The organism is Bifidobacterium leontopitheci (assembly GCF_009193355.1).
Classification (GTDB): Bacteria; Actinomycetota; Actinomycetes; order Actinomycetales; family Bifidobacteriaceae; genus Bifidobacterium; species Bifidobacterium leontopitheci.
The window spans coordinates 1-21,091 of sequence record NZ_WBVT01000001.1; the positions used below are offsets into that span (position 1 = coordinate 1).

18 protein-coding genes are annotated in these 21,091 nt (G+C 65.8%); 11 read left to right on the forward strand and 7 right to left on the reverse strand.

Going from position 1 to position 21,091, the window contains the following annotated elements; all coding sequences use genetic code 11:
• The coding region (locus tag F7D09_RS00005; protein WP_193312234.1) for a transposase at positions 1-228 on the forward strand (228 nt) is incomplete at its 5' end.
• A 49-nt stretch (positions 229-277) separates the two neighbouring features.
• On the opposite strand, the gene F7D09_RS00010 is transcribed toward F7D09_RS00005, so the two are convergent.
• Both F7D09_RS00010 and F7D09_RS11255 read right to left on the reverse strand, forming a co-directional pair.
• Positions 278-898: a transposase gene (locus tag F7D09_RS00010; RefSeq protein WP_152233400.1), complete on the reverse strand. Its 621-nt coding sequence runs from the start codon at positions 896-898 to the stop codon at positions 278-280.
• Complete coding sequence (locus F7D09_RS11255) at positions 899-1,465, reverse strand: transposase family protein (protein ID WP_226835776.1); 567 nt, start codon at positions 1,463-1,465, stop codon at positions 899-901.
• 234 nt (positions 1,466-1,699) lie between these two features.
• On the opposite strand from F7D09_RS11255, the gene dtd reads away from it, so the two are divergent.
• Positions 1,700-2,173: a D-aminoacyl-tRNA deacylase gene (gene dtd, locus F7D09_RS00020; RefSeq protein WP_152233401.1), complete on the forward strand. Its 474-nt coding sequence runs from the start codon at positions 1,700-1,702 to the stop codon at positions 2,171-2,173.
• Between the two features lie 196 nt (positions 2,174-2,369).
• On the opposite strand, the gene F7D09_RS00025 is transcribed toward dtd, so the two are convergent.
• From F7D09_RS00025 to F7D09_RS00035, 3 genes are all read right to left on the reverse strand, one after another.
• Complete coding sequence (locus F7D09_RS00025; RefSeq protein WP_152233402.1) at positions 2,370-3,641, reverse strand: MFS transporter; 1,272 nt, start codon at positions 3,639-3,641, stop codon at positions 2,370-2,372.
• A gap of 179 nt (positions 3,642-3,820) precedes the next feature.
• A complete protein-coding gene (locus F7D09_RS00030; RefSeq protein WP_152233403.1) occupies positions 3,821-4,714 on the reverse strand; it encodes a carbohydrate kinase family protein in 894 nt (297 codons plus the stop codon).
• A 72-nt stretch (positions 4,715-4,786) separates the two neighbouring features.
• Positions 4,787-5,995: an ROK family transcriptional regulator gene (locus tag F7D09_RS00035; protein WP_152233404.1), complete on the reverse strand. Its 1,209-nt coding sequence runs from the start codon at positions 5,993-5,995 to the stop codon at positions 4,787-4,789.
• A gap of 232 nt (positions 5,996-6,227) precedes the next feature.
• Here F7D09_RS00035 and F7D09_RS00040 point away from each other — a divergent pair, with 232 nt between their 5' ends.
• From F7D09_RS00040 to F7D09_RS00050, 3 genes are all read left to right on the forward strand, one after another.
• Positions 6,228-6,962 carry a copper homeostasis protein CutC gene (locus F7D09_RS00040; RefSeq protein ID WP_152233405.1) on the forward strand — a complete coding sequence of 245 codons (735 nt, stop codon included), beginning with the start codon at positions 6,228-6,230 and terminating at the stop codon, positions 6,960-6,962.
• Positions 6,963-7,166: 204 nt separating this feature from the next.
• On the forward strand, positions 7,167-7,979 hold the full coding sequence (gene nagB / locus F7D09_RS00045; protein ID WP_152233406.1) for a glucosamine-6-phosphate deaminase: 813 nt from the start codon (positions 7,167-7,169) through the stop codon (positions 7,977-7,979).
• Between the two features lie 147 nt (positions 7,980-8,126).
• The gene (locus F7D09_RS00050; RefSeq protein ID WP_152233407.1) at positions 8,127-9,383 is read left to right on the forward strand and encodes an N-acetylglucosamine-6-phosphate deacetylase; all 1,257 of its coding nucleotides are present in this window, start codon (positions 8,127-8,129) and stop codon (positions 9,381-9,383) included.
• A 98-nt stretch (positions 9,384-9,481) separates the two neighbouring features.
• Here F7D09_RS00050 and F7D09_RS00055 read toward each other — a convergent pair whose 3' ends face one another.
• Both F7D09_RS00055 and F7D09_RS00060 read right to left on the reverse strand, forming a co-directional pair.
• Positions 9,482-10,003, reverse strand: a complete 522-nt coding sequence (locus tag F7D09_RS00055; RefSeq protein ID WP_152233408.1) for an NUDIX hydrolase — start codon at positions 10,001-10,003, stop codon at positions 9,482-9,484.
• Between the two features lie 92 nt (positions 10,004-10,095).
• Complete coding sequence (locus tag F7D09_RS00060; protein WP_152233409.1) at positions 10,096-11,694, reverse strand: aminopeptidase P family protein; 1,599 nt, start codon at positions 11,692-11,694, stop codon at positions 10,096-10,098.
• Positions 11,695-11,919: 225 nt separating this feature from the next.
• Here F7D09_RS00060 and F7D09_RS00065 point away from each other — a divergent pair, with 225 nt between their 5' ends.
• From F7D09_RS00065 to smc, 6 genes are all read left to right on the forward strand, one after another.
• Positions 11,920-12,444: a hypothetical protein gene (locus F7D09_RS00065; protein WP_152233410.1), complete on the forward strand. Its 525-nt coding sequence runs from the start codon at positions 11,920-11,922 to the stop codon at positions 12,442-12,444.
• 96 nt (positions 12,445-12,540) lie between these two features.
• Positions 12,541-13,143 carry a response regulator transcription factor gene (locus F7D09_RS00070; RefSeq protein WP_193312235.1) on the forward strand — a complete coding sequence of 201 codons (603 nt, stop codon included), beginning with the start codon at positions 12,541-12,543 and terminating at the stop codon, positions 13,141-13,143.
• The gene (locus F7D09_RS00075; protein ID WP_193312236.1) at positions 13,119-14,387 is read left to right on the forward strand and encodes a hypothetical protein; all 1,269 of its coding nucleotides are present in this window, start codon (positions 13,119-13,121) and stop codon (positions 14,385-14,387) included. Before F7D09_RS00070 ends, F7D09_RS00075 begins: the two co-directional genes overlap by 25 nt.
• 139 nt (positions 14,388-14,526) lie before the next feature.
• Positions 14,527-15,228, forward strand: coding sequence for an excalibur calcium-binding domain-containing protein (locus F7D09_RS11695; protein ID WP_152233413.1), 702 nt, complete (start codon positions 14,527-14,529; stop codon positions 15,226-15,228).
• 347 nt (positions 15,229-15,575) lie between these two features.
• Positions 15,576-17,219 (forward strand): bifunctional folylpolyglutamate synthase/dihydrofolate synthase, encoded by a 1,644-nt coding sequence (locus tag F7D09_RS00085; protein ID WP_152233414.1) that lies wholly within the window; start codon positions 15,576-15,578, stop codon positions 17,217-17,219.
• A 122-nt stretch (positions 17,220-17,341) separates the two neighbouring features.
• On the forward strand, positions 17,342-21,076 hold the full coding sequence (gene smc, locus F7D09_RS00090) for a chromosome segregation protein SMC (RefSeq protein ID WP_152233415.1): 3,735 nt from the start codon (positions 17,342-17,344) through the stop codon (positions 21,074-21,076).
• The last annotated feature ends 15 nt before the right edge of the window (positions 21,077-21,091 follow it).

Consider the following 21,091-nt stretch of genomic DNA (forward strand, 5'->3'; position numbering starts at 1 on the left):
GACGACTATCCCAGGGAGCACCGGCGGCGCATCCGCACGAACAACATGATCGAACGGCTGAACCGCGAGATCAGGCGCAGGACCCGCGTGGTCGGCTCGTTCCCGGACGGCAGGAGCGCGCTCATGCCCGTCTGCGCGCGCGTGCGCTACGTGACCTCCAGCGAGTGGTCGACGCGCCGCTACCTCGACATGTCCCGACTCGGTGAGAACGTACACGAAGCGAACTGATCATCGTCACAGGGACGGGCGAGAACCAAAGTGCGCAAGAAATCGGGCACTACCGGCCGCCGCAGCGGAGCATGACGAGGCTGATGAGGTCGTCGACGTGGTGGAAGCCGAAGGCCATGCGGATGGTGACCTTGATCCTGTTGTTGAACGCCTCGAGCCTGGCGTTCGGCCAGCCCAGCTCGATGGTTCTGAGGATGTCGGGGCAGCGTCGGCGGATTTTCTGTGAGAGCTCGACAATCTCGGGTATGCGCGAGCGCGACGCCCAGAAAATCCAGTGGTCGAGTTTGCCGCGCGCCTGGTCGAGGGGTGTCTGAGCAGGGTGCGCAGGAGTTCCTTGAGCTGCCACGCGCGGTAGAGCTGGGCCTTTCGGGTCCGTGTTCCTGACGCCGTCGAGCGCGGCGTTCTGCTTGCCGGTCAGGTCGTCGGGGTTCTTCAGAACGGCGTATTTGACGCCGCGCATGCGCTTGGCCGCCTGCTCGTCGCCGTTTCGTCTTGCGTCGTTCCACAGGCGTCTCCTGACCTTGTCGAGCGCGTCGGTCATCCATGAGACGATGTGGAACCCGTCGAGCACGCGTTCCGCGTTCGGGCAGCGCTCCTTGACGCACGAGTCGATCCAACGCGCCCCGTCGCCGGTGACGACCTTGATGGACGCCTTCTGCTCGTCGGTCAGCTATTGGCAGAACAGCCCGAACACCTCCTTGCCTACCCCGTCGTACGCCCGGATGACCCGACGCCGTTCATGGTCGACGACCACGGTGACGTACGTGTGGCCCTTCCTGTAGCCGGTCTCGTCCACGCTGATCGCCGTGAGCCCGTCGAACGGCGAGAGCGTCGACGCCTTCAGCCGCTCGGCGACCCGGCGGGCGATGTCGCCCGCGGTACGCCATGCGACGTGCAGGAAGGAGCCGGCCGTCTTCCGGTTCGCGACTGCCGTCAGCCACGCGCACTCCGCCTCGAAATCCCGCGCGAACCGGCTTCCGGGCTCGGCCCGCGGCAACCGGGCGACCACGACCCCGCATCGGGGGCAGTCCACGCGCGGCATCAAGGCGACCAGCTCGACGCGCCAGCAGCCAAAATCCTGGTGACGCCAGCGGTGCACGTCGCCGCCCCGGTCGTACCCACGGCGTTTCCTCCCGCAGCTGGAGCATCTGAGCGACCCCTTGCGCGAGCGCACGCGGATCTCGAGCACGGGTTCGGGCCTCAGGGACGAATCGTCAATCCGCACGTCCTCGACCACCGTGTTTTTGACGTTGAGGAGCTTGTTGAATATGCTGTCCGTCGGGCGCTTTTCGGTTGTTGTTTTTCTTGGCCGATGAACATCCTACCCGGAAAGCGCCTTTCTTCTACTCCCGCAACAGCTCAACGACGAACCCACACCCACGAAAAACAACAGAAGCGCCTGTTTTGTTTACCGCCGTTGTGTTGTTGCTCCGTCATCGTCCGGACCGGGGCATGGGTTAGGCTGTCGCTCATGAAAGTCGTATTGCAACGGGTATCTCAGGCGTCGGTGGATGTGCTCAACGATCTGGGGGAGCCGGATCCCACGTTCGAGCCGCAGCAGATCGGTCCCGGATTCATGCTGCTGGTCGGCGTCGCCGACGCGGACGGCGATGAGGAGATCGCATGGCTCGCGCACAAGATCCTTCGCCTGCGGGTCTTCGAGGACGAGACCGGCAAGATGAACCGGTCGATCCAGGACATCGGCGGCGAGATTCTGTCCATTTCGCAGTTCACGCTGTTCGCCGACGTGAGCCGCGGCAACCGTCCGAGTTTCGTCGCAGCCGGCAAGCCGGACCATGCGGACCTCGTGTGGATCAAGTTCAACGAGGCGCTGCGCTCCGGCGGCATTCCGGTGCGCGAGGGCCGGTTCGGCGCGCACATGATGGTCGGTCTGGTCAATGACGGTCCGGTGACCATCGTCATCGACACTGACGACCGACGCTGACGACCGACACTGAACAGCGTCACTGAGCGTCTCCGTTCGTCCGGCGGCCGCCGTACGCATCGCCGTACACACGATGAGGCCCCGTCTGCGCAGTCATCCTGCACAGACGGGGCCTCATCATCAGGGGGAGGGAGCCGGTCCCGAGAGACCGGAAGGGTATGCGGTTATGGGATGGTCGTACGACCTACCGGCCGTGTCAGGCCTTCTTGCCTTCGAGCACCTTGTACGCGAAGCCCATCGCCAGCACGTAGAGGCAGCCGACGGCCATCACGAGGATGCCGCCGAACTGACCGGACACGTCGGCCGCCGCACCCATGACGGGCGGGAAGACCGCGCCGCCGATGAGGCCCATGAGCATGAGACCGGAGATCTCGTTCTGACGGTCGGGACGGTACATGAGCGCGTGGGAGAGGAACAGCGAGAACACGTTCGAGTTGCCGAAGCCGACGAGCGCGACCGCGGTCCAGAACAGCCACACCGGCGGGTTCTCCGGCACGAGCGTGAAGATCGCGAAGCAGATCGCGGAGAGCGTCATGATGACGCCGCAGATGCGCAGGCCGACCTTGTTGCTGATCTTCTGCAGCGCGATGCCGCCGGTGAAGCAGCCGATCATACGGGCGACGAAGTAGACCATCGTGGCGGAGGCGGCGATGGAGGTGAACTGGTCGCCGGTGTGCTCGGTGAGGATTCGCGGCGCCTGCGCGTTGATGGCGACGTCGACGCCCACGTGGGCCACGATGCCGAGGAAGCACAGCAGGATGATGTGGTCGGAGAACAGCAGCTGGAAGCACTTGCCGATGGTGGTGGTGCCGGAGTCCGGAGCGGGCTCCTCGATCTTGTCGAAGGCGAGCAGGATGTAGCCGAGGATGCCGATCACGAAGTAGATGATGAAGAGGATCCACCACATGCCGATGGTCTTGCCTTCGGCGTCGGTGTAGGTGTAGGCCTTGATGCTGTTGGCGCCCCACATGGCGATCCACGGGGCGAACAGGGAGGCGAACGCCTTGACGAACTGGCCGGTGGTCAGCGTGGAGGCGAGCTTGTCGCCCTTGACGAACACGGTCAGCAGCGGGTTGAGGGACACCTGCATGAGGGTGTTGCCGATGCCGAGGAACGCGAAGGAGATGACGATGAGGACCAGCTGGGCGGTGGACTTCATCGGGAAGACCAGGTAGGCGATGATCGGCAGGGCCATGGCCACGAGGGTGACGAGGATGGACCACAGCACGGTCTTGCGGCGGCCGATCTTGTTCATCAGCACGCCGGTCGGCACGGAGAAGATGAGGAACCAGAAGAACACCATGGTGGTGAACAGGTTCGCGGTGCCGTCGGCCAGGGAGAACTCGGCCTTGACGTAGTTCGTCGCGGTGCCGACCAGGTCGACGAAGCCCATGACGAAGAACGCGAACATGACGGGCAGGATCTTGGCGAATCCGGCGTTGCCGGTCTTGGTGGTTTCGTTGCTCATTGGTTACTTCCTTGGGTTGAATGAGTCACGATGGGGGATTGTTTGCCGATATTCAGTTGTAAAAGGTGAGAGGCCTTCCGTGGGGTCGGTCGAACTGCGGTGTCGTCGGCCGGCCCCACGGGGGGAGGCGTTCGTGTGGTCCGTCGTGGCGTGTGCGGCTTGGCGGACCGGGGCGGAGGCTACTGGGCCTGCGCGAGGTAGTCGGGCATGGCCTCCGGGTACTCCGGCCAGGCGCCGTTCTGCGTGCAGACGAACGCGGCGGTGTTGACGGCCTTGCGGTGCGCCTCGACCAGCGGGTCGCCGAGCAGGGTGCGGGCGGTGAACGTGCCGGAGAAGGAGTCGCCGGCGCCGACCGTGTCCACGACCTCGACGTGCGGGGTGGCGAGCGTGGAGGACTCGCCGTTCTTCGCGATGATGGTGGAGAACGTGGAGCCGCCGGTCAGGATCACGTAGTCGAGGCCGTACTCGTTCATGAACCAACGGCAGGCGTCGTCATCGGAGGTGCCGCGGATGTCGAACAGGTCGCGCAGGAGCAGCAGCTCGGCGTCGTTGATCTTGAAGACGGTGGCCGCCTTGAGCAGCTCCTCGATGAGTTCCTTGGAGTAGTGGTCGCCGCGCAGGTTGATGTCGAAGAACTTCATCGCGCCCGGCTTGGTGTGCTTGAGCAGCTCGATGATGGTGTCGTGGGTCTCGGGGGAGCGCAGGGCAAGGGTGCCGAAGCACACGGCGTCGGCCTGCTCGACGACCTCGATGAGCTGACGGGTGAGCAGGATGTGGTCCCAGGCGACGCCCTTGACGATGGTGTACTCCGGGATGCCGTTCTTCAGGCTCACCTCGACGGTGCTGGTCGGCCACGCGTTGCGCTGGATGATGGAGTGGATGCCGGCCTTCTCTGCTTCGACGAGCAGCTGGTCGCCGAGCTCGTCCTCGCCGACGGCGCTGATGGACCAGCCGTCCGCGCCGTTCATCATCGCGTGGTAGGCGAAGTTGACGGGGGCGCCGCCGGCTCGCTTTCCGCTGGGCAGCATATCCCACAGGAGCTCTCCGAGAGACAGGACGATGGGCTTTGCCATGATGGTTCCTTCCTTAGTTGGTTGATGGTGGTTTGTTGGTGGTTGCTGTTTTCCGTTGGGAAATCTGGTAGGTCACGTCAGTTCGAAGAACTCCGAGGGGTGGTCGAGGAACTGGGTGATGGCCACTGCGGCGGCGCCGTTGAGCGCGGCGTCGGCGGGCAGTGCGGACAGGGTGATCGTGGTGGTCTCGTTGAGCTCGTGGATGACGTGTTCGTCGATGACCTTGCGCACCTCGTCGAGGAGCGGCTGGCCGGCCTCGGCGACGATATCGCCGAGGATGATCCGGGACGGGTTGAACGTGTTGAAGATGGTGATGCATCCGAAGCCGATGTAACGCGAGACGCGCCGCACCAGCTGCTGCGCCCGCGCGTCGCCGTCCTTCGCCTTGGCGAACAGCGTGCGGCACGCCTGGGCGTGGGTCATGGCGCCGGCTTCGGGGATGAGGTCGCCTTCCTCCATGATCATGTTGTGGATGGCGGGGGCGGAGCAGTACCGCTCGAGGCAGCCGACGTTGCCGCAGTCGCAGGGCAGTCCGTTGATGTCGATGCTGACGTGGCCGATCTCGGTGGCGGCGCCGAGGTTGCCGTTGAGGATGACGCCATGGTCGATGACGCCGAGGCCGACGCCTTCGCCGAGCAGGTAGTAGGCGAGGTTCTCATCGGTGATGGACGGGTCGAAGAGGTACTGCGCCATGGCGCCGGCGCGGGCGTCCTGCTCCACGAATGCGGGCACGCGGAACGCGTTGCCGAATTCCTGGATGAAGTTCACCTTCTGCCAGCCGCGCATGTAGGAGACCACGGCGATTCGTCCGACGTTGCGCAGGTAAGGCCCTGGCACGGCCATGCCGATGGCGAGGATGAGCCGGTCGGCGTCGAGCAGGGCGTTGATGGTGTCGTGCAGTTCCGCGATGGCCGAATCGATGGTCTCTTCGGTCACGTGGGTGAGCTCCTGCACGTTCAGGGGCTTGCCGGCCAGGTCGAACACGCCGATCTGGACGAAGCTTCGGGCGAATTTCACGCCGATGACGTGAAACTGCGTGGTGTCGAGCGTGAGGCCGATCGAGCGACGGTTCTTCATGCCCTCGAGGTCGCCGGTCTCCTTGATCGCGCCCGCTTCGATGAGCTTGGCGGTGATCTTGGTGATGGCGGCAGGGGTGAGATCGAGCGCCTTGGCGATTTGCGCGCGCGAGCTGATGCCGTTGAGATACAGATGCTGCATGATGCGCGACCGGTTCGACTCGGATACGGAGGCCATGGATGCGGTGGCGTTTGTGCTGCTCATCGGCTGCTCCTTTGCTCATATCGTCGGGTCGCGGTCTTTGCGTTTGTTATGCTCGTCATTGAATCTGAACGATGTTTATATATTAACACTGTTAACGAGGAGTGCAATGTCGTTGTCGTTCGGCGTGTCGCGTTGCGCCGCAACGGTTGAGTGGCAACGCGCCGGTTTTCGCTCGCCTGATGCTAGGCTGTTGACGGACATCACCGGACCGTTCATCGAAGGAGATGATGAGATGACGATTGAGATTGCCGTACAGGATGTCGACGGCGCACGCATAGCACTGGAGGAGGGCGCCGACCGCATCGAACTGTGCGCGGCGCTGGAATGCGGAGGGCTCACCCCCAGCTTCGGCATGATTCAGGCCTGCGCCCATGTGGGGGTGCCGATGGGCGTCCAGGTGCTGATTCGCTCCAGGGCCGGGTCGTTCGTGTTCGACGAGGCGGAGAAGCTCGTGCAGATCGCCGACGTCCGTTCGGCCATCCTGGCCGGAGCGTCCGGCGTCGTGGTCGGCGGCATGACGGCCGAAGGCGGCATCGACGAGCCGTTCGCGCGTGCGCTGGTCGAGGCGGCGCGCGACGAGGCCGTGCGATGCAACCGCAAGGTGAAGATCGTCTTCCACCGCGCCTTCGACATGCTTGACGACCCATTCGCCGGACTGGAGACGCTGGTCGAGCTCGGGTTCGACCGTGTGCTCACCTCCGGCGGCGCGCCCGACGCGCCGTCCGGACTGGAGACGTTGCGCGCGCTGGCCGAACGCTCGGCGGGCCGCATCGAGATCGAAGCCGGGGGAGGGGTGACCGTCGACTCCATTCCGACGCTGCTGTCGGCCGGCGTGTCGGCGGTCCATCTGTCCGCCAAGGCGCGTGTCACCTCGGACGGAGGGCCGGGCGGCGGCGGTGACGGAGACATCTTCCGCACCGACCGTCAGACCGTGCGCAAGGCGGTCTCTGCAGCGCACCGGGCGTAGTTCCGAACCGTCCAAAAAGAAAATTCAAGCAAAATTCACGTAATTTTCCGGGCGGACGGCGCTTCGCGTTGTCTATTTTGTTATTATCATTAACAAATAGCGGGAGCAACCACCAGCGCCTTCACGGTCTCATGACCGCAAGGCTGGTCGCTGGCAACAACGGGGTGGCCTATCCGCTGGAGAACACAACACAAGGAGGTAGACATGCCTGAAGTCATCATCGTGAAGAATCAGGAGGAGGCCGGCGAGCTGTACGCCCGCAGCGTCGCCGATCTGATCAAGTCCAAGCCGAACGCGGTCCTGGGTCTCGCCACCGGCTCGAGCCCGCTGGCCGCCTACCAGGCGCTCGCCAAGATCGTCAAGGACGAGTCCATCGACGTCTCCAACGTGCAGGGCTTCGCGCTCGACGAGTACATCGGCCTGCCGCTGACCCACCCGGAGTCCTACCACGCGACCATCCACCGCACCGTCGTCGAGCCGCTCGGCCTCGACCCGGCCAAGGTCCACGTCCCCGGTGACGTCCTCAACGGCGCCCCGCTCGAGGACGGCGAGAAGATCGCCGCCGCCGGCCCGGCCTACGACAAGGCCATCGCCGAAGCGGGCGGCATCGACGTCCAGATCCTCGGCATCGGCACCGACGGCCACGTCGGCTTCAACGAGCCCGGCTCCTCGATCGCCTCCGGCACCCGCATCAAGACGCTCGTCGAGCAGACCCGCATCGACAACGCGCGCTTCTTCGACAACGACATCAACCAGGTGCCGACCCACTGCATCACGCAGGGCATCGGCACGATCCTCAAGGCCCGCCACCTGGTCCTCCTCGCGTTCGGCGAGGGCAAGGCCGAGGCTATCGCCGAGACCGTCGAGGGCGGCGTCTCCGCCTTCTGCCCGGCCTCCGCGCTGCAGCTGCACCCGCACGCGACCATCATCGTCGATGAGGCCGCCGCGTCCCGCCTGCGCCACAAGGACTACTACCGCTACGCCTTCGAGCACAAGCCGGCCTGGCAGGGCATCTGATAGACGACCCTGACAACGGCACCATCCGGGCGACGCCTTCGGAGTCGAACGATTCCGAAGGCGTCGTTGTATGCGGTGCCGGCGATATGACGCCGCCGCCGTAAGATAGGGATGAAACATCCCAGAGATATCAAAGGAGATAACGATATGACGCAATCCCGTGAGCAGATCGTGGCGCAGGTCACCGACGCGCTCAAGAGCAAGGCCGGACGCGTGGCCATCCGCGGTGCACGCAAGGTCGACGCGCGCGGCATCCAGGACCACTTCTGGCTGACCGCCGCCGACGGCGTGATCACCGCGACCGGCACCGACGAGGAGGCGTTCGAGCACGCCTGCCGCTCCATCGGCATCGACCCGGCCGACGAGTCCGCGATCATCGACGCCAAGGGCCAGACCATCACCCCCGGCTACGTGGACATCCACGCCCACGGCGCCTGGGAGAAGAGCTTCGACGACGGCCCGGACGGCATCGACATCGCCCGCGCCGGCCACGCCGTGCACGGCACCACCCGTCAGGTCCTCTCGCTGATCACCAACCCGATCGACGTGATCTGCGCGAACCTGAAGAACGTGCGCGCCAAGATGGACGAGCGCCCCGACATCCTCGGCGCACACCTCGAAGGCCCGTTCCTGGCGCTCGCCCGCAAGGGCGCCCACGACCCCGAGTGCCTCAAGGACCCGGTCCCCGAACTCGTCGACGAACTGCTGGAAGCCGCCGACGGCTGCATCCGCCAGATCACCATCGCCCCCGAGCTGCCGCACGGCATCAGCGCCATCAAGCAGTTCGCCGCGGCCGGCGTCGTTCCGGCGGTCGGCCACTGCGACGCCGACTACGAGACCGCGCAGAAGGGCTTCGACGCCGGCGCCGGCATCATGACCCACATGTTCAATGCGATGAACGGCCTGCACCACCGCAAGCCGGGCCCGATCCCGGCGGCGGTCGAGGATCCGCGCGTCGTCATCGAGCTCATCAACGACGGCTTCCACGTGCAGAACCCGATGCTCAAGCTCGGCTTCGACTTCGCGCCGCACCGCATCGCGTTCGTCACCGACGCCATGGCCGCCACCGACTGCCCCGACGGCGCCTACAAGCTGGGCGCGCTCGACGTGAACGTGGTCGACGGCCACGCGCGACTGGTCTCCAACGGCGCCATCGCCGGCTCCACGCTGCTGCTCGAGGTCGCCGTCCAGCGTGCCGTCAACGTGCTCGGCATCTCTCCGGTCGCCGCCGTCGAGGCCGCCACGCTCACCCCGGCGCACGCGTTCGGCTTCGACCGTCCGAACCCGGTCACCGGCGCCCCGCTCGGCCTGCTCGCCCCCGGATACGCCGCCGACCTGCTGCTCACCGATCCGGAGAGCTGGACCGTCAACCAGGTCTGGTGTGCCGGCCGCAAGATCAAGTGAGTCTGACGGGAACGTTCGCACGTTCGCCGCGATGACATGAAGAAGCCCCGCGAGTCATCCTCGCGGGGCTTCTTCATACGGTGCCGAAGCAGGCGACGTCAGTGCTGTTCGCCGTCGAAGACGAAGAACGCGTGCGCGTCGCCGCGCCGCTTGTTCTCGATGTACCGGCGGAACAGCGCCAGCCGCTCCGTGGTGCTCGCCGCCAGCGGCTGCGGCAGGTCGTCAAGGTCGAACCAGCCGACGTTGAGGCTCTCCTCGTCGCCGACGAACGGGGTCGCGTTGCCGCCCGGCTTCAACGCGCACAGGAACGAATGGTCCATGTACATCGTGTTGTCGCCGTTCGCGTACGTGATGACGCGGTTCGAGGAGGTGACCGCCACCAGGTCGGTGACGATCGCGTCCACGCCGGTCTCCTCCTTGATCTCGCGCACCACCGTGTCCGCCGGCTGCTCGCCCGGCTCGTTGATGCCGTAGACCATCGCCCATTCGCCCGTGTCCGAGCGGCGGCCCAGCAGCAGCCGACCCTGCCCGTCGAGCACGCAGCCGGTCACCCCGTTGAGCCAGAGCAAATCATGGCCGATCTTCTTCCTCAACTCAAGTACGAATTCGGGTGTAGGCATCAGTTCTCCTTTTCTTTGCCGTTCCGCTCCCGCTGGCGGGAGCTGTCATCGCAGATGACTGAGGGTGGTCGTCCTGCCGTCTTGCCGGCCGGTCACCGCTGAGCCGTGGCGGCCTGTTCGGCCATCCAGCGCTCCACGTCCTCCGGCTGCTTCGGGATGCCGGCGGAGATCCACTCCGGGCCGTTCTCGGTCATGAGCACGTCGTCCTCGATGCGGATGCCGATGCCGCGGTACTCCGGCGGGATGAGCAGGTCGTCCTCACGGAAGTACAGGCCCGGCTCGATGGTGAAGATCATGCCGGGCGTGATCTTCGCACCCTGATACGACTCGTAGCGCGCCTGCGCACAGTCATGAACATCCAGACCAAGGTGGTGTGCCACGCCGCAGGCGAGCCAACGACGGTGTTGCTGGCCCTCGGGCGACAGCGACTCCTCCACGTCGACCGGCAGCAGGCCCCACTCGTGCAGCCGCTCGGCGATCACGCGCATGCAGGCGTGGTGGATGTCCGAATACGTGGCGCCCGGCTTGGCCGCCTCGAAGCCGGCCTGCTGGGAGTCGAGCACCGCCTGGTAGAGCCGGCGCTGGAAGGCGGTGAACTTGCCGTTGGTCGGGAACGTGCGGGTGATGTCGGCCGTGTACAGGCTGTTGACCTCCACGCCGGCGTCGATGAGCAGCATGTCGCCGTTGCGCACCACGCCCGTGTTGCGCATCCAGTGCAGGATCGGCGCGTGCTCGCCGGAGGCGATGATCGTGTCGTAACCGAGCGCGTTGCCCTCCTCACGGGCCACCGCGTTGAACGCGCCCTCGAGCAGACGCTCCGAACGCGGCTTGTCCAGCGCCTCCGGCAGTTTGGCGAGGATGCGGTCGAAACCGTGCTTGGTGGCGGCCACCGCCTTGCGCAGCTCGCCGATCTCATACTCGTCCTTGACCATGCGGGCCTCGGCGGCGAACTCGTGCAGCTTATCGTCGTCCGCGTTGTTGCGGTCCGGATCCGTATAGCCGTTCGCCTCGCGGGCCGCCTCCACGAGCGCGGTCACCTGCGGGTCGGCGTCGGCGATCACGCGCACGCGCACGGCGCCCGCCTCGGTGCCGACGTCCTTGGAGAGCGCGTCCGCCAGCTGGGCGATGTCATGCGTTTCCAGGCCGGTCATCGCGGCCATCTCCTTGAGGCCGGCGCGCGGGCCCACCCAGTATTCGCCGTAGTGCGGGTCCATGAAGAAGTCCTGTGTGGCGGTGTCGGCGCGTGGGGCGACGAACAGCTCCGCCGTATGCGTCTTGCCGGCCTTCGCCTCGTCGCTGTCCGGGTCGACAGGGTTGAGCACGAGCACGGCGCCCGCCTCGTAATCCTCGCCGAGACCCGTGTAGTAGGCGAAGCTCGTGTCCGGGCGGAACATGTAGTCGCAGTCGTTGTTTCGCACCTTCGGCTGGCCTGCCGGAATCACCAGACGCTCGCCGGGGAACGCCTTGCCCAGCTTCTCCAGACGCGCCGGCGTGTACTTCGCCGACTCGAGCGGCGCGATGTCCGGCTCGCTCGTGTCCCAGCCGGTCTTCATGAAGTCGATGAACGCCTCGGAACGCGGACGCAGCGACCGGTTGTTCACGCGGTCGCTCATCGGCTGGTCGCCGCCCGGGGCCTTCGCCTCCTCCTGCGCCTCGTACTCCTTGTCCTTGTCGGTGATGACTTCGCTCATCTGGATGCTCCTCCCGTGTCGCCGCGTGGCGTGCGAAACCGCCGCGCGGCCGGATACATGATTCCCCACTCATACTAGTCGGTGCGCGGCGCGATTCGTGTGCAAAGTCTGACCATTCGTATGACATTTGCCCGTGGTGTCGCCGCCGTTGCGGTGGTTCAATGATGGCAACGCGGTGGGAGGCGACCGGCTTGCCGCCGTGGAAACGAAAGGAAAGGAGCCGACATGGGGCGTTCGAACCATCGAGGTCTGCGTTCGGCGTGCGCGCTTGCGGCGGTGTTCGCTTTGACGCTCCCCTTTGCGGGATGCCAGGGCGAAACCTCGGCAAACCAGCCGAAAGCCAGTGCCGATCCCGCCGAGACGGCGTACAGCGAGTTCACGGTAAAGTCGCTGAAACGCTACCTTGACAAGGAGAAGTTCGACACTGGCGATGCCACTAAGGTGCAGGAGTATGGGGTGGCATCCGGCAAGGCAGGCCTGACCATCCCGATCAAGCATGCGGGCAAGCGGACGAACTCGTACGACGTGGAATACATGTGCCGCGCCGACAAGGCCGGTTTTCCGTTCTCGATCTGGCTGACGAAAGACGGCACCGGCCGTCGCATGGTCAAGCATGACGGTTGCAGTGCGGATGTGCAGTCGGTGTCGTTGGCGATCTCCGACTTTCCGGATGCCGACTCGATCATGATTTCCAACAGTGGCAACGATCTGGTCGTCGCCGCCTACGAAATCCAAGGACAGGAGGACTGATAGGCGGGGTGTGCAGGGAGGCGCGACGCCGTCCCTGCACGCCAGTGCGATATAATCATGCCCCATATCGATGCCGTACGATATGGAGGAGCTGCCATGAGGTCTGTACACGATGACGTGACGGTGGGAGTCGTGGACAACGATCCGTTCGCCGTGGATGCGGTGACGGCGATGTTCCGCAACCATGAGGCTCCGATTCGTGTATTATGGTCGGTCACTTCGGCGCGTGATGCGATGGCCATGTGCGATAGAGATTCCCTGCGGCCTCAGGTGGTGCTGACCGACATGCAGATGCCCGGCATGGATGGCGATGCGTTGGCCGACGAGCTGTCTCGGAAGCACCCGGACGTGCATGTTGTGGGCATGACCGCGTTCGATTGCAGTGTTATCGAGCATGACTTTCCCGTATTGCCCAAGGAATCGCCGGTCAATGTTATCGTGCGCGCAATCGGCGAAGCCGCCGGTGATCATCAGACTGCGCAATGGAGTGCCACACGTGACCGCGGCATCGTCCTCTCGCAGTCGGAACTGCAGGTGATCGGCCTGTTCGCGCAGGGACTGACGACGACCGCCGTGGCCGGACGGCTGCATGTGGCGGAGACGACGGTGAAGACCCACCTCAGCCGTGTGTTCGGCAAACTTGGCGTGCACACGAAAGCGGAGGCGATTGCCCTGTGCGCGAGCCGTGGATGGCTGTGACCCCGATGGTTCAGCCTGGCAGGAAGAGATCCGCATATACGATTCGACTGCATAGGTTGCGATTGCCTGCTGAGGCTATCGGCATTGTCGCCTGCTGTATCCCGTTTGCCATTGACTGTCTGCAGATCCGCATATCGCAGTGGCAGGATGTGCTGTTCGCCGTGCTGTACGCCGTGGGGCTCATAGGGTTGTCATGGAGACCGTTGCCGGCGTGCGTGCTGTTGTGCGCGGTGCAGCTTGGCGAACTGCTACTGCCGTTGGATATCCAGGGGCCCGATCCAATCTGGGGCGCCTGCCTGGCTGTCATAGGCCTTGCGGTCTCCAGGCCGGTAGGGGTGGCGGCGTCGACCGCGGTATTGATGATGTGCGCGGTTCCGCTGGGATATTGGATGTATGGTTCCGCTGTCGACATGCTGGCGTTGAGTCCGATGCTGGCGTTCGCCGCGGCGTTCACGGTCGGGTACGTGTCCCGTCTGCGTGAGCGGATGACTGAGGAGCACCGCCGCATCGAGAAGGCACGCAGCGAACTGGAACGTCAGCGTCGACAACTGGAACTGGTGCACGTTCTTCACGATTCCGTTGCCGGTTCGTGCGCGTACTCCATCATGATGTGCCGCAAGCTGCGTGACGGCGACCATGAGCTGGATGCCGACACCGCGTTCGTCATCAGTGATATCGAGCGCACGCTGACGCAGACGTTGCACGAACTACGCAACACGGTCATCAGTCCCATGCGCTCCGAACTCGACGGAGACGGCGCCGTTGACGACATGGCAGATCGGACGTCGCAGTCGTCCAGCGGTCGGCAAGACCGGGCTGCCGTTGCCGGTAGCGATGTAACGGCGCTGTCCTCCCTGCGGTGGCGGCAGGCCGAACGTCTTGCCACGCTGGGATTTGACGGAACGATACAACTGCGTGGCCCGATTGCTGGATGCCGTGAGATACCGTTGCTGCAGACCATCCTGTTGGAAGCGACGAACAACATCATCGCACACGGGTCGGCTGGGCCGTATGCCATCGTCATCACGGCGGAGCCTGACGGCGGCTTCCGGATGTCCGCATCGAACCAGTGCGGCGCCGCGAAACCCGACGATCAACGCGACCATCACGGTCTGACGATGCTCCGCGCCCTCGTGGAGACCCACCACGGCGTCATGCGCGCCGGAGCCACGGACGGGGAGTGGATTCTGTACGTGGAGATTCCGGCAGAGAAGTGCGAGACAGCTGACGACGTGCGGCAGTGACGTGTTGCAGTGCCGTGTCGGCGGCGGTGCCGCGATAGACTGGGATACGTCAGGAAGCGGGTTCGTGTGGTTCATCGTATGCAATGAACCATGGACGGATAAGGATGTCCGCCGCCCGCCATGCTGAAAGGTGGAAACCATGGTTCGTCATATCACCGTACCGTTTGCCTGTCGTGTCCGGGCACTGATCGCCGTACTCGCCGCGCTGGTCATGGCCTTCGGACTTGCCGGATGCTCCTCGGACTCCGATGCGGAAACGACAGCCGAAAGCCCTTCCACGACGGTCTCCGACATCGCGAAGATCGCGGAGAAGGGCCGGCTGCTGTCCGACGTCGAGGACGAGCTGAAGCAGGCGGGTTTCGACAATGACGATTATGACGTCAAAAGCGACACCGGCAAGATGGTCCTGCTCGCATCCAACTGGGTCGTGGAGTCGGTCACGGACGGCGATGACAAACCGGTGATCAACGTGCGTAAGGAAAGCGACGTCAAGGCCGAAGAGGAGGCCAAGAAGAAGGAAGAGGAAGCGGCCAAGCAGAAGGCCGAGGAGGAAGCCAAGAAGAAGGCCGAAGAGGAGGCCGCGAAGAAGGCCGCCGAGGAGCAGGCCGCGCAGCAGAAGGCCGCGCAGGAGAAGGCGGCACAGGAGGAGGCGGCACGCAAGGCCGCCGAAGAGCAGGCGCGACAGCAGCAGTTGCAGCAGCAACAGCAGCAGCAACAGTCCAACGTGTACTACCAGAACTGCACGGCCGCGCGTGAGGCGGGCGCCGCGCCGCTGTACCGCGGCCAGCCGGGCTACAGCAGCAAGCTCGACCGCGACGGTGACGGCATCGCCTGCGAATAGCGGCGGGCCGGCCCGCTGCGGGAACTGCCCGTGACTGACCACCCTCAGTCTCGCTACGCTCGACAGCTCCCGCCAGCGGGAGCGAAAACGATAAGCGCCCCCGCTGGCGGGGGCTCCCGCGTAGCGGGTGGGGGTGGTTGTGGCTGAATGACCACCCTCAGTCTCGCTACGTTTGACAGCTCCCGCCAGCGGGAGCGGATACCATAAGCGCCCCCGCTGGCGGGGGCTGTCAGCGGGAGCTGACTGGGGGTGGTTGCGCTGTGCACGAACCGCCGCCACAGATTCAGGGCGGCAACTAGACTGGTGACGGTTCACAAGTCGTCACACAGAGAGGAAGCCACGCGGGCATGTCATTCGAGCATCCGAACCGCAACAACGAGTCGATACTGGACGTGGAGCGCGACATCATGCGCCGGCCGCCGGAGCACAACACCACGAACATGGATCTCGACCGGATGACCCTCATGCTGGACATCCTCGGCCACCCCGAGCAGTCGTTCCGCGTCATCCACGTCACCGGCACCAACGGCAAAGGCTCCACCGCCCGCATGGCCGAAGCCATCTGCCGCGCCTACGGGCTGCGCACCGGCCTGTACACGTCGCCGCACCTCGAACGCATCAACGAGCGCATCGCCATTGACGGTCAGGAGCTTTCCGACGATGATTTCGTCGACATCTGGGATCAGGTCAAGGATCTCGTGGACCTCGTGGACGCCAAGATGACCGAGCAGGGCAAGCCGCGCATGAGCTTCTTCGAGGTGCTCACCGCCATGGCCATCTGGAAGTTCGCCGACGCGCCGGTCGACGTCGCCATCGTCGAGGTCGGCATGGGCGGCCTGCAGGACGCCACCAATGTTCTGGACGCCGACGCCGCCATCATCGGACCGGTCGACATGGACCACATGATGTGGCTCGGCGACACAGTCGAGCAGATCGCCGAACAGAAGGCCGGCATCATCAAGCCGGGCTGCACCGCCGTCATCGGCCGGCAGCCGCACGAGGAGGAGGTCATGCCGATCCTCATGGCCGCCGCCGAACGCAATCACGCGACCGTGGTGCGCGACGGCTACGAGATGGAGGTCACCGACCGCATCCCCGCCGTCGGCGGCCAGGTCGCCACGCTGCACACGCCCAAGGGCACGTACACGCAGGTGCCGATCGCCAAGATGGGCGAGCATCAGGCGCACAACGCGCTCGCCGCGCTCACCGCCGCCGAAGTCGTGATCCCCGTCAACGGACCGCTTGACGGCGACCTGGTGGCCGAAGCGCTGCAGGGCGTCAAGGTGCCGGGGCGCATCGAACAGATCCGCACGTCGCCGACCATCATCCTCGACGGCGGCCACAACGTGAACGCCGCCGAAGCGCTGCGCCACGCCATCGAGGAGAGCTACGACTTCACGCAGTTGGTCGGTGTGATCTCGATGATGGGCGACAAGCAGGTCGAGGAGTATCTCGGCGTGCTCGAGCCGATCCTCAACACGGTGGTCGTCACCGAGAACTCGTGGAAGGCGCGCGTCATGCCCGCCGAGGAGCTCGAGAAGGTGGCGGTCAACGTGTTCGGCCGCGACCGCGTGGTGCGCAAGGACAGCCTACCCGACGCCATCCAGGCCGCCGTCGACATGGTCGACACCGAGGACGAGACCGGCGTCGGCTACGGCCGCGGCGTGCTCATCTGCGGCAGCTTCGTCACCGCCGGCGACGCGCGCACGTTGCTGAAAGAGCAGATGAACCAGGATCTTGCCAAGCCGAAGGCCGAGCGCGTCGAACCGGACCTCGGCGGCGGCGCGGCGCAGGACGGCGCGGCACAGGGCGGGCAGGAGTCCGGCGCCGCCGACGACGGCATGGACGACGCCGACCGTGACTTCGCCACCGACGCGAACCCCGACTTCAACGCCAACGACTTCGGCGACTTCGGCTTCGACAAGGCGCTTGAGGCCGCCAAGGAAGACACCGCCGAGGATGCAGAGGAGTCCAAGGAGTCCGAGAAGTAAGCCTCACGGCCGCACTTTCGCCGGTCCGCCGCAGCACAAAATTTGGCGGCGGACCGGCAGGGCGCGCGGTACCATAGGTCAGACAATCGGCGACGGCGAACGAGGGAGGCGAAGCGGCGGCCATGTATCTCAAGGAACTCACCCTTCGCGGCTTCAAATCGTTCGCATCCGCCACGACCCTGCGCTTCGAGCCGGGCATCACCGCCGTCGTCGGTCCGAACGGGTCCGGCAAGTCGAACATCGTCGACGCGCTCACCTGGGTGATGGGCGAGCAGGGTGCGAAGAACCTGCGCGGCACGTCCATGGAGGACGTGATCTTCGCCGGCACGTCGTCACGGCCGCCGCTCGGCCGCGCACAAGTGAGCCTGACCATCGACAACACCGACCACGCGCTCGACATCGACTACACGGAAGTCACCATCTCGCGCACGATCTTCCGCAACGGCGGCTCCGAATACGCGATCAACGGCTCGCCATGCCGTCTGCTCGACATCCAGGAGCTGCTCAGCGACACAGGCCTCGGCCAGCAGATGCACGTGATCGTCGGCCAAGGACGGCTCGACTCGATCCTGCGCGCCGACCCCAGCGGCCACCGCGCTTTCATCGAAGAGGCCGCCGGCATCCTCAAACACCGCAAACGCAAGGAACGCGCACTGCGCAAGCTTGCCAACACGCAGGCCAACCTCGACCGTCTCGACGACCTGCTCAAGGAGATACGCCGACAGATGGGGCCGCTCGGCCGGCAGGCGCGCATCTCACGGCGTGCAGACGGCATCCGCGTCACCCTGCGCGACGCGCAAAGCCGCCTGTACGCCGACGACGCCGTCGCCGCGACCCGCAAACGTGACGAGGCGCGGCGCGAACTCGCCGCCGTACGAGGGGAACTGCAGACGGCACAAGGCGAACTGGCGAAGGTCAAGGTGCGCATCGAACAGATCGAGGCGCTCACCGCGCAATCCAGCCCGGCGCTCGCGCGCGTCAACCAGACCTGGCATGAGATGACGCAGCTCAAGGAACGGTTCACCGCGCTCGCCTCGCTGGCCGACGAGCGCAGCCGGTCGCTGCTCGGCCAGATCGTCACCTCGCTTGGCGAGGATCCGGACATGCTCAACCGGCGCGCCGACGAACTCGAACGGCAGGCCGCGGAACAGTCCCGGCAGGTGGACGACACGCGCATCGCACTCGACCAGGCGATCCAGTCGCGCGCCGATGACGAGAAACGGCTCGCCGCACTGCGCCAGACCATCACCGAACTGCGCAAGGCCACGCAGCGCCGGCAGTCGCAGGTCGCCGAACTCAAGACGCTCATCGCCCGCGAGGAAGCCGCCGTGCAGCTGGGCGACACACGAGCCAAGGACCTTGCCACGCAGCATGACGACCTGACCGGGCAGTTCGACCAGGCGCGCACGCAACGCGACACGCTCGCCGCCAAACAGGACGCCGCCACCGACGACGGCACGGCGGCGCTGGACGAAGCGAAAGAGATGCTCGCCGCACGCCAGGAGACCCTCGACGACGCCGCGGCCCGCAAGCGCGACCTCGACAACCGGATCATCGCCCTGCAGGCCAAGGCGGACGCCCTGCACGACACCTTGGAGGCGCGCAACGCCTCCGGCGCGCTGGAACACGACGACGAGGTGGCCATGCTGGGCCGTCTCGCCGACTTCATCCACGTCGAAGACGGGTGGGAGAACGCCGTCGCCAGAGCGTTGGGCGAGTTCGCCGCCGCGATGATCGTGCCCGGCGAGACCAACCTGCTGCACGCGTTGACGCGCGCCCACGAGGAACACCTCGGCAAGGCGGTCATGTTGATGCCGGACGACGGGGAAACGGCGGAGACCGGCGGCGCTGGCGCGGACGATGACAGCGACGCCGAGACCGCCGCGCCGCAGAACGGGTTGCAATCGCGTTCGGTCGCGTCGCTGGTGACCGTCAGCCCGGCCGCCCGCGACAGTGAACAGGCGCAGCGCGTCGTTACGGCCGCACGCTCGCTGCTCGGCGACGTGGCCGCCGTCGACACCGTCGAGGAGGCGCTCGCCGCCGTGCATGACATGTCGCGCGACGGTGCGCATGACGTTGCGTCCGGCGTTGCGGCTGCGCGCGGCGCCCGACCGCGCTGGCGGTGCGCCGTCACGAAACACGGTGATGTCATCAACCGTGCAGGCGCGGCAGGCGGCGCGGCAGGAGCGCAAAGCGACCTTGCGTTGGCTGCGAGACGGGACAAGGCGCTCGCGCAGATCGGTGAGCTCAACGGCAGACTGGAGGCGCTCGCCGCCGACGTCACGGCCGCGACGCAGCAGCGTGACGAGGCTCGCGTCGCCGTCGACCGCGCGGCGCAACGGCGCATGCAGGCGCGGCTTGACGCACAGCAGACGGCGAAATCGCTGGCGGCGGCCGAAACCCGGCTGTCGGGCATCGAACGCCGGATCGCCGACGTCAACGACCGTATTACACGCACGCAGGAGGAACGGCGGCACCACCAGCTCAAGCTCGACGACCTCACTCAGGCGTTGGCCGCCGCCCAGGCCAGCGAGGACGGCCAGACCGACATCAACGACCTCGTCGAACGCGAGCGGACGCTCGAAACCTCGCTCACGGTGACGCGCGAACAGGAGACCACGGCCAACATCGCATGGAACGACGCCAAACGCAAGGCCGAATCGTTCACCCGACAGGCCGGGCTGCTGCGAGACAACGCGAAGGAAGCGCAGCGCCGGCGCGAACGCATCGAAACCATGAACGCCCAGCGCCGCGAACAGGCCGCGCACGCCAGGCGCATCGCCGCCGACGCCGCGCAGGCGGCTGCGCTCATGGACGCCGACATCAGCCGCGTGGTCGAACGGCGGGAGCGGTTGCAGCGGCAGACCAGCGACCATGACGACGAACTCAGGACGCTGCGCGCCGAACGCGGACGGCTCGAACCGCAGGTGACGGACCTGCAGCAGCGCGAGCATGTGCTCGATGTGAACCGCGAACGGCTCGCCGGCGAATTCGGCCAGCTCACCCAGAAGGTCGACGATGAACTGGGCCTGCGCATCGACGAGCTGATCCGCGACTTCGCGCCCGACCTGCCCGTTCCGGTGCTTGACGAGGAGGGGCGGCCGGTGCCGCTTGACGATGGCGATGCAGGGGCGGCCGCGACTGGCGACGATGCCGGCGCTTCGGCTCCGGCTCGCGTGCGGACCGTGCCCTATGACCGTGCCGAACAGCGCAAACGGCTGGACAAGGCACGGCGCGACCTCGCGGCGCTCGGCAAGGTCAATCCGCTGGCGGGCGAGGAGTATGCGGCGCTCGAGGCGCGCAACAGCTATCTGAACGACCAGCGCAACGACGTGGCGAAATCGCGCGACGACCTGCTCACGCTCATCAAGGACCTCGACGCGACGATGGTCAGCGTGTTCAAGGCCGCGTTCGACGACACTGCCGCAGCGTTCCAGCGCGTGTTCGCCACACTGTTCCCCGGCGGCACCGGACGGCTGCGGCTGGAGGACCCGGACGACCTGCTCGCCACCGGCGTCATCGTCGAGGCGAGTCCGGCCGGCAAGAAGGTGCGCCAGCTGAGCCTGCTGTCGGGTGGCGAGCGGTCCCTGACCGCGCTCGCGCTGCTGTTCGCGATCTTCACCGCGCGGCCCAGCCCGTTCTACGTGATGGACGAAGTGGAGGCCGCGCTCGACGACATCAACCTCACCCGGCTGCTCAACGCGCTCGAGGAGTTGCGCCGCCACGCCCAGCTCATCATCATCACGCATCAGCAGCGGACGATGTCCATCGCCGACGCGCTGTACGGCGTCACCATGCGCGCGGATGGGGTGACGGCCGTCATCTCGCAGAAGCTCGCCGACACACCGGAACGGTGAGCCGGCATTGTGGCG

Excerpts from the sequence above, each read along its gene's own strand:
- dtd (WP_152233401.1), top strand. The coding sequence starts at position 1,700 with ATGAAAGTCGTATTGCAACGGGTATCTCAGGCGTCGGTGGATGTGCTC.
- F7D09_RS00060 (WP_152233409.1), bottom strand. The coding sequence starts at position 11,694 with ATGAGCGAAGTCATCACCGACAAGGACAAGGAGTACGAGGCGCAGGAG.
- F7D09_RS00065 (WP_152233410.1), top strand. The coding sequence starts at position 11,920 with ATGGGGCGTTCGAACCATCGAGGTCTGCGTTCGGCGTGCGCGCTTGCG.
- F7D09_RS00050 (WP_152233407.1), top strand. The coding sequence starts at position 8,127 with ATGACGCAATCCCGTGAGCAGATCGTGGCGCAGGTCACCGACGCGCTC.
- smc (WP_152233415.1), top strand. The coding sequence starts at position 17,342 with ATGTATCTCAAGGAACTCACCCTTCGCGGCTTCAAATCGTTCGCATCC.
- F7D09_RS00030 (WP_152233403.1), bottom strand. The coding sequence starts at position 4,714 with ATGGCAAAGCCCATCGTCCTGTCTCTCGGAGAGCTCCTGTGGGATATG.
- F7D09_RS00035 (WP_152233404.1), bottom strand. The coding sequence starts at position 5,995 with ATGAGCAGCACAAACGCCACCGCATCCATGGCCTCCGTATCCGAGTCG.
- nagB (WP_152233406.1), top strand. The coding sequence starts at position 7,167 with ATGCCTGAAGTCATCATCGTGAAGAATCAGGAGGAGGCCGGCGAGCTG.
- F7D09_RS00025 (WP_152233402.1), bottom strand. The coding sequence starts at position 3,641 with ATGAGCAACGAAACCACCAAGACCGGCAACGCCGGATTCGCCAAGATC.
- F7D09_RS11695 (WP_152233413.1), top strand. The coding sequence starts at position 14,527 with ATGGTTCGTCATATCACCGTACCGTTTGCCTGTCGTGTCCGGGCACTG.
- F7D09_RS00085 (WP_152233414.1), top strand. The coding sequence starts at position 15,576 with ATGTCATTCGAGCATCCGAACCGCAACAACGAGTCGATACTGGACGTG.
- F7D09_RS00070 (WP_193312235.1), top strand. The coding sequence starts at position 12,541 with ATGAGGTCTGTACACGATGACGTGACGGTGGGAGTCGTGGACAACGAT.
- F7D09_RS00040 (WP_152233405.1), top strand. The coding sequence starts at position 6,228 with ATGACGATTGAGATTGCCGTACAGGATGTCGACGGCGCACGCATAGCA.
- F7D09_RS00055 (WP_152233408.1), bottom strand. The coding sequence starts at position 10,003 with ATGCCTACACCCGAATTCGTACTTGAGTTGAGGAAGAAGATCGGCCAT.